This window comes from Mycobacterium sp., assembly GCF_049278535.1.
Classification (GTDB): domain Bacteria; phylum Actinomycetota; class Actinomycetes; order Mycobacteriales; family Mycobacteriaceae; genus Mycobacterium.
Map to the genome: position 1 here is coordinate 1 of NZ_JBAPMI010000181.1, position 5,400 is coordinate 5,400.

Annotated in this window: 6 protein-coding genes and 1 pseudogene; 5 read left to right on the forward strand and 2 right to left on the reverse strand. The window is 65.3% G+C overall.

The window, feature by feature from the left end; translation table 11 throughout:
* The 5 genes from WAO18_RS12195 to WAO18_RS12215 all read left to right on the forward strand — a co-directional run.
* Positions 1 to 152: S16 family serine protease (locus tag WAO18_RS12195; protein WP_422206538.1), on the forward strand; the 152-nt coding region annotated here is incomplete at its 5' end.
* A gap of 19 nt (positions 153 to 171) precedes the next feature.
* Positions 172 to 561, forward strand: a complete 390-nt coding sequence (locus WAO18_RS12200; RefSeq protein ID WP_422206533.1) for a nitroreductase/quinone reductase family protein — start codon at positions 172 to 174, stop codon at positions 559 to 561.
* Positions 562 to 573: 12 nt separating this feature from the next.
* Complete coding sequence (locus WAO18_RS12205; protein ID WP_422206534.1) at positions 574 to 906, forward strand: TfoX/Sxy family protein; 333 nt, start codon at positions 574 to 576, stop codon at positions 904 to 906.
* Positions 907 to 949: 43 nt separating this feature from the next.
* A complete protein-coding gene (locus tag WAO18_RS12210; RefSeq protein WP_422206535.1) occupies positions 950 to 1,588 on the forward strand; it encodes an endonuclease in 639 nt (212 codons plus the stop codon).
* A gap of 8 nt (positions 1,589 to 1,596) precedes the next feature.
* Positions 1,597 to 2,826: an NAD(P)/FAD-dependent oxidoreductase gene (locus WAO18_RS12215; RefSeq protein WP_422206536.1), complete on the forward strand. Its 1,230-nt coding sequence runs from the start codon at positions 1,597 to 1,599 to the stop codon at positions 2,824 to 2,826.
* Here the strand turns inward: WAO18_RS12215 and WAO18_RS12220 are convergent.
* Together WAO18_RS12220 and WAO18_RS12225 are read right to left on the reverse strand one after the other, a co-directional pair.
* Positions 2,819 to 4,900: an NAD-dependent epimerase/dehydratase family protein gene (locus WAO18_RS12220; protein WP_422206537.1), complete on the reverse strand. Its 2,082-nt coding sequence runs from the start codon at positions 4,898 to 4,900 to the stop codon at positions 2,819 to 2,821. The genes WAO18_RS12215 and WAO18_RS12220 overlap by 8 nt on opposite strands.
* A gap of 88 nt (positions 4,901 to 4,988) precedes the next feature.
* Positions 4,989 to 5,400, reverse strand: a pseudogene (locus tag WAO18_RS12225) (hypothetical protein); the annotation flags it as partial.

A 5,400-nucleotide genomic window follows, 5' to 3' on the forward strand; every position in this document is an offset into this window, starting at 1 on the left:
CGGTGTTCATCCCGCAGCGCAACGAGCCAGACCTGGACGACGTGCCCGCCGAGGTGCTCGAGGCATTGGACGTCAAACCGATGACCGATGTCGCCGCGATCGTCGCGCAGGCACTGGAGCCCGCAACACAAGCGGTGACCGCCGCGGCCTGATGTCGGATAGCCTGCGGGCATGACCGACCTGCAGCAGCTCAAACGGCGCATCGTTCACACGGCTCAACGCCTGGTGGTCAATCCAGTTGGTCGACGGTCACCGATGACCATGCTGGAGACCACCGGGCGAAAGTCCGGGCAGCCTCGTCGCACCGCTATCGGGGGCCGGGTCGTCGACAACCAATTCTGGATGGTCTCGGAGCATGGCGAGCATTCGCATTACGTGCTCAACATCAAGGCCAACCCGGCGGTGCGGCTCCGCATCCGCGGCAAGTGGCGCACCGGAACCGCCCACCTTTTGCCCGGCGATGACGCAGACGAGCGGTTGCGCAGTCTGCCCGGATTTAACAGCGCCCTGGTGCGGTTGATGGGCAGCGAGTTGCTGACGATCCGGGTGGACCTGGACTGAGGCGAAAACTCCATGGCCTACGACACCGACCTCGCGGCCCGTATCCGTGAGTTGCTAGGCCCGCTGCGCGGTGTCGACGAGAAACGGATGTTCGGCGGTCTGGCTTTCCTGATCAACGGCAACATGTCCGTGGCCGTCAGCCGTCAGGGCGGCCTGATGGTCCGGGTACCGCCGGATGACACCGAAAAGCTCTTGGCGCGAGCCCATGTCAGCCCAATGGTGATGGCCGGACGCGAGGTACGCGGGTGGATCCGGGTCGACGCCGACGGCGTCAAGACCAAACGGCAATTGACCGGCTGGGTGACGCGCGGCATCGACTACGCGCGAGCCCTACCGTCCAAATAGTCGTCACGTTTGCGAAGCCCAACTACGGGTACGCCCCTGGCTAATGGACGAGCAGAAGCAGGTAGTTCGACGACTGCTGAAAGTCGCCGGAACGACGTATGCCGCCGAAGCGGATGTCCAGATACGGGACAAGCCGATGCCATTGTTTCAGTTGCTGGTGCTGTGCATGTTGGCCAGCAAGCCGATCGACGCGACGATCGCCATGCGCGCCGGCCATGAACTGTTCAGCGACGGGCTCAAGACGCCGAAGGCCGTCTTGGAGGCCGACCGGCGAACCATGATCAACGCGTTCGGCCGCGCGCACTATGTCCGCTACGACGAGAGCTCGGCGACGCGGCTGGCCGACATGGCTCAGCGAGTTGTCGATGAGTACTCCGGTGACCTGCGCGATATTGCCCGACGTGGTGCCCATGACGTCGATGCCGCCAGGCGAATGCTCAAGGAATTCAAGGGAATTGGTGACACCGGCGCTGACATCTTCCTGCGCGAAGTCCAAGACGTCTGGACATGGGTCCGGCCGCACTTCGACCAACGTGCCACCCGGACCGCCAAGGCGCTGGGATTACCTACCGATCCGACGAAACTGGGTGCTCTCGCACCACGGGCCAATGCACGTCTGGCCGCAGCGCTGGTCCGTGCTTCGCTCGACGACGAAGTGCGCCAGCAGGTGACAAACAGTTAGGAGCAATCGTGGCCAACAAAAGCACATTCGTTATCGTCGGCGGCGGACTTGCCGGAGCGAAGGCGGCCGAAGCGTTGCGCGAGAAAGGCTTCGACGGCAAAGTCGAGTTGTTCGGGGACGAGGAATACCTACCGTACGAGCGGCCGCCGCTGTCAAAAGATTTCCTTGCGGGCAAGAAATCGCTCAGCGATTTCACTGTGCACGACTCAGAGTGGTACCGCAACAACGACATCGACCTACGGGTTGGCACTGATGTGCTGGCGATTGACCGCAAGGCTCACACCGTCGCTCTCGCGGACGGCAACGATGTCCGCTACGACAAGTTGCTGCTGGCTACCGGGTCACGTGCGCGGTGGCTGTCGATTCCGGGTTCTGATGCGACTGGAGTGCATCACCTGCGCAAATTCGACGACGCGTCGAACCTGAACACGGCTCTCAAAGAAGGTACGTCGCTAGCGATCATCGGGGCCGGGTGGATCGGGCTGGAGGTCGCGGCGAGCGCACGCGAGCGCGGCATCGACGTCACCGTGGTCGAGACCGCAAAGGTGCCGCTGAGTGCTGCGGTCGGCGAAGAAGTCGGCAATGTGTTCGCCCAGCTGCATCGCGACCACGGTGTCGATCTGCGGCTTGAAACCGAGGTCAAGGAAATCACCGTCAAGGACGGCAGAGCCACCGGTCTGAAGTTGGGCGACGGTTCGACAGTCACCGCCGACCGGGTCCTGATTGCTGTCGGCGCGCAGCCCAACATCGAAATCGCCGAGGCGGCCGGCCTGTCGACGGGTGACGGCGGGGTGCTCGTGGACGCATCCCTACGTACCAGTGACGCCGACATCTACGCGGTGGGCGACATCGCCGCGGCCGAACATCCACTGTTCGAAGAGCGGATCCGCACCGAGCACTGGGCTAACGCGCTCAAGCAGCCGGCCATCGCGGTGGCCGGGATGCTCGGTGAACCCGGTGAATATGCTGAACTGCCTTACTTTTTCACCGATCAGTACGACCTGGGTATGGAATACGCGGGCCATGCGCCCAGCTATAGCCAGGTCGTGTTCCGCGGCGACGTCGACAGCCGGGAGTTCGTGGCGTTCTGGCTCGACGGCGACAAGCATGTGCTGGCGGGGATGAACGTCAACGTCTGGGATGTGCTCGATGACATCAAGACTTTGATCGGCAAGAAGAGCGCCGTGGATGTTGTCAAGTTGGCCGACCCGCAGGCGCCGCTGGGCGATCTCAGCTGACCGCGATGACGTCGGGCAGTCGTTGCCCTTGAAAACGTTCCCGCTCGGCGCGCCGCCGTTTGATCCGCAGCCGCGCGTCGGAGGGAATCGTCACCGCTTCGTCGCACTTCAAGTAGAAGACCTCGCCCGCAACGTCCATCAGCTCCGCGTCGACAAACCGAGCACCCAGCTCGCGCAGGGTCATTCGTAGTTCGTGCGTGAAACGAATAGTCGTGTCGTAGGCCAATTCTCGGGAGGCACGGGCGCTGGCTGCCATCCGTTCGGTTAGCTTCGGCTCCGATCCGGCAGCTGACGTCGGCTGGGGAAGGTCGGTAGCGGCGCGGCCGGCGGCGGCAAGCAACATCGGTGGATCGTCACTGAACATCAGGTTTGCGAATTCGACCTCGCCCGGACCGCGGTGTCCGATCCGGCGGACCGCGGAGGTGAACGCGGCACCAATGGTGTGCGATTGGGCGCTGACGCCCTCGAGGTCCCGTTCGAGGGCCAGCGCGCACAGCTGTGCATCGTCGCGGATCAGGGCGGCCAACGACGAGGTCTTGGACGCGACGGCATCGCTGTCCAACAACGCGCCGATCCCCGAGACGGTGACGCGCAGACCGGCACGTTCCACCGTCGCCGCCGTCACCCCGCTGTCGATCAGCCACCGGCCGGTAAGACTCCAACCCTGGTGGATCCTGTCACGCAGCAGTCGGACCCGCGCCTGCAGCTGGGCGTCGGATTGCGAAATCAGTTGCGCCGCATCGAGATGTTCGGCCATAGCGGCCGCCACATAGGCCTGGGTGTCGGATTTCAGGTGCCGCAACAATGCCAACGCCCGTTTGACGACTCCTGCCTTGGCGGCGTAGCCGGCCGTCGGCGGCCGGCCCAGCGGCAACAGCGCATCGACTGGTAAGTCGACAAGCGACGTGCGCCTGACCTCGTCGACGTCCCAGCCGGGAAATTGCTCTGCGACGATTACGCCCGCCGAGACGCCGACGTAGGGGCGGTGACCGAACACCGCGATCGCCCTGCTCCCCCATTCGCCGGCGAGGACGTTGCCGCCAGCCATCACAAGGCTCATCACCCGCGCGGCGGCACGTAGCCCTGCGAGTTGGACGTCGAGCGTCATCGGGGTCAACGGCCCGGGGAGATTCTCGGCGAGCGGTGCCGCGCTGAAAACCGGGAAGCGCGGGTCGCCCCGGTCGTCGAACTCGCCCTCCAAGCCGTCCGGTGATGCCGACCGCAACACCGTGCCGTCCAACGGCTCGGTTCGCGGGACAAGGTCGACCGGCAGCGGCAGATGTCCCGGCAGATCGACAGCGCCGCCGGCGCCGAGCCGGCGGCCCGCCAGGCCCCGCATCGTATCTTCGACGGCATCGCTTGCACCCCAACCGAATTCGAACCGCCATGCCCTTTGCGCCGAGGCGACGTCGAGTTCGGGGATCAGCTGGGGCCAGGTGGGCAGGCGTCCGAGCCGCGGTCGCTGCCCGCCAGGACGCAGCAACCGCCGTGCCGTGGCAAAGTCGGTGGTGTCCGGAGCCGCGAGGTCAACGATTCCGTTGCGGTTAGTCGCCACCGCAAGCACCAGGAATCGAATCAGGTCGTCGAAATGCAGCAGGCGCACCGGTCCGGTCGGTGCCTTGCCCTGCAACAGGCTGCCGATGGTGCGGCAGGTCATCCAATCGAGTTGGCGACCCACCAGCGGTGCTACCCGCACGACCAGGCTCGGCGCCCAGCCGCTGGAAACCAAGGCTTCGGCCTGCCGGTAGAGCGCCGGCTCTCCGGACGCGGCCGATACATAGATCAGCCGGGCGCCCGCTCGGGACGCGGCATGAGTCACCCGGACCAGGCCGTTGATCCCGGCGCTGCCGGGTGCCGCGTTCTCGATCGGGGCGAGGTGAAGGAGCACGTCAGCGGTGTCGGCCAGCTGCTCCAATACCGGGTCGCCGATCGACGCGCAGACGAAGTCGACATCGGGAGGCAGTGCTACATGGGGGTGTGCAGCGATGCCGCTGACCGCGTGCCCGGCCGCAATCAGTTGCCGGGCCATGGCACGCCCGAGGAGTCCGGTGACGCCGGTCAGCAGGATCCGCACGCCCGAGCACCTCCACGGCGTCTAGTCGACAAAACGACAATAGACGCGCGAGTCGGTTCTCAGGTGACTTTCAGCTAACCCCGATAACTCATGGCAATGTGGCGCTGCCGTCGGCCGCAACCGTGACTTTGGCGCCGCCGATGTCCTCGCTCACAGCGGCCGCGGCCGCCGTGGCGTCGGTGATCAATGCCAGCGTGCGACGGTCGTCCGGCGTGCGAACCGACAGGAAAGCCTTCTCCGGTCGGCCGTCCCGGTCGAACGGTGTCGTCCATGCTTCAACCGTGCCGACGCCTTCCCATTCCACCGCCGCCGTCCGGGTCGGCTCCTGATCGACCGCGGATTGGGTGTCTTCCCAACGGAATTCGGACTGCGGGGGTTCGGTGCCGTAGACGCCGAAGCTGTGCTTGGTCAGGTATCCGCCGTTGGCGGTGATCAGGCCGCGCGTGCCGGGGTTGGCCGTCAGCACTTCGGCCATCGTCGCGATCGAGTGAGCCACGTAG

Bases quoted from the DNA above. Each gene is read 5' to 3' on its own strand.
- WAO18_RS12200 (WP_422206533.1), top strand. From the start codon at position 172: ATGACCGACCTGCAGCAGCTCAAACGGCGCATCGTTCACACGGCTCAA.
- WAO18_RS12210 (WP_422206535.1), top strand. From the start codon at position 950: ATGGACGAGCAGAAGCAGGTAGTTCGACGACTGCTGAAAGTCGCCGGA.
- WAO18_RS12205 (WP_422206534.1), top strand. From the start codon at position 574: ATGGCCTACGACACCGACCTCGCGGCCCGTATCCGTGAGTTGCTAGGC.